At 43.4% G+C, this 1,661-nt stretch carries 1 protein-coding gene; it reads right to left on the bottom strand.

Translation table 11 applies throughout. From position 1 onward, the window contains the following. Positions 1-114: 114 nt before the first annotated feature. Positions 115-1,116, bottom strand: coding sequence for an NDP-sugar synthase (locus tag J7J01_08065; GenBank protein ID MCD6210821.1), 1,002 nt, complete (start codon positions 1,114-1,116; stop codon positions 115-117). Positions 1,117-1,661 lie beyond the last annotated feature (545 nt).

The raw sequence follows: 1,661 nt of genomic DNA, 5'->3' as shown, positions 1-1,661 counted from the left end.
GTCGAAAATAACTATGCACTCTACCTTTTCTAACCTTATGCCCAAAAGGGAAGTTAGGAAATTGGGAGATTAGTCCTGAAAGAGTTTTGTTCTACTCGTTCATCCATCAGGTGTCTATCGGGTCGGGCTTCTACAATGGCATGCTCTTATCTCACATCTGGCACCGAGTATAGAATCACTTATCTCCGCCTTCTTTATCAGTGTGTCCTCACCAACCACGCTATTAAGAAGTAGCGTCTCACCTAAATCTACCCCTGGAAAGACCACAGACTTATGTACCTTGCTCTTCCTTAATGCAGCATGGTTGCCTATTACTGCAGGACCACGTATCAACGATTCATTTATCACCACATGCTCACCAATGGCAACGTTACCTTCTATCTCACTATCTTCTATCTCCGCAGTATCTGCGCATTCGAACCCCTTTTTATCCAGTATCCACCTGCTCGCCTTCATGTACCCCTCAAGAGAGCCAATGTCAGTCCAGAACCCATCAACCACACAGCCATAGACCTCATTCTGCGCCACGAGGATAGGGAACAGGTCCTTGGAGAAGTCGAAAGCACGCCCTTCGGGTACGTACTCCATTGCCTCTGGCTCTATTATATATAGCCCCGTATTCGCGAGATTGGAGAAACATTCGTGAGGTGATGGCTTCTCTTTAAATTTCTTCACCCTGCCACTCGATTGCTCTATCTCCGCTATACCGTACAGCGAAGGGTCAGGCACAGCCAGAAGAGCTATGGTTACGAGCCTTTCATGTTTCTGGTGGAAATCCATCAGCTTTTTTATATTTATATCCGTAATGTTATCCCCCTGGATGATCAATGCGGTATCATCAATGCATGCATTCTTCACCGAGCCCGCGGTTCCCAATGGAAAAGGTTCTTCTGGATATGAGAGCTTTAAATCCTTACGGCTGCTCAAGTAATTTATCGTCTGCTCTCTGAGATAATTCGTTGTTATAACGATATCCTTCAACCCATATCCCACAAGATAATCCAGTATATAATCAATCACGGGCTTATTCACAAGAGGAATCATCGCCTTTGGTGTACTGTACGTGAGAGGTCGAAGCCTAGTACCATAGCCCCCAGCGAGAACCACTGCTTTCATATATACACCCCTTGACTCTCTCCCTTCTCGTGTCGGACTCTCTTTCTGACTATAAGGGATATCCTTACATAGTATTTTTTTTCATTGTATATAAACATAAACACTAACGCTCATACTCACATTCCGCACTTTTAAACTTTAAAGATAATATTTTAAAAATTACATACAGATAAGAACCCCGTGAAAGAAGTTCTTTATACGTGGGTATGTTCATATCCGCACGTCATCGCGATTTTATTCTTTTCACCTCATATTTCAACACGATTTTGCAAGGAAGAAGAGAAGAAATGAATTAACCGATGTCTTCCGCTTCGCTTTGCATTGCTCGCTTCCTTGAACTGGGCAAAAGCGTATCTATACGTAACCGGTGCAATATATCCGCTCATAACTCACGACCGAGCAATGCAAGGATTTTACCATGAATTGGTCTTAAGCTTAAGTTCAAGACCTTTACCCTATCCGACCCCATGTAAAGAACGGTAATGCTCTCATCCTCAAACACCTGAAAGACACGCCGTATCGTCAAACTTAAAGAAAGTTTGATC

The sequence above is a fragment of the Methanophagales archaeon genome, from assembly GCA_021159465.1.
In the GTDB taxonomy this organism is placed as follows: Archaea; Halobacteriota; Syntropharchaeia; order Alkanophagales; family Methanospirareceae; genus G60ANME1.
This window is presented reverse-complemented; position numbering and strand designations above follow the sequence as displayed.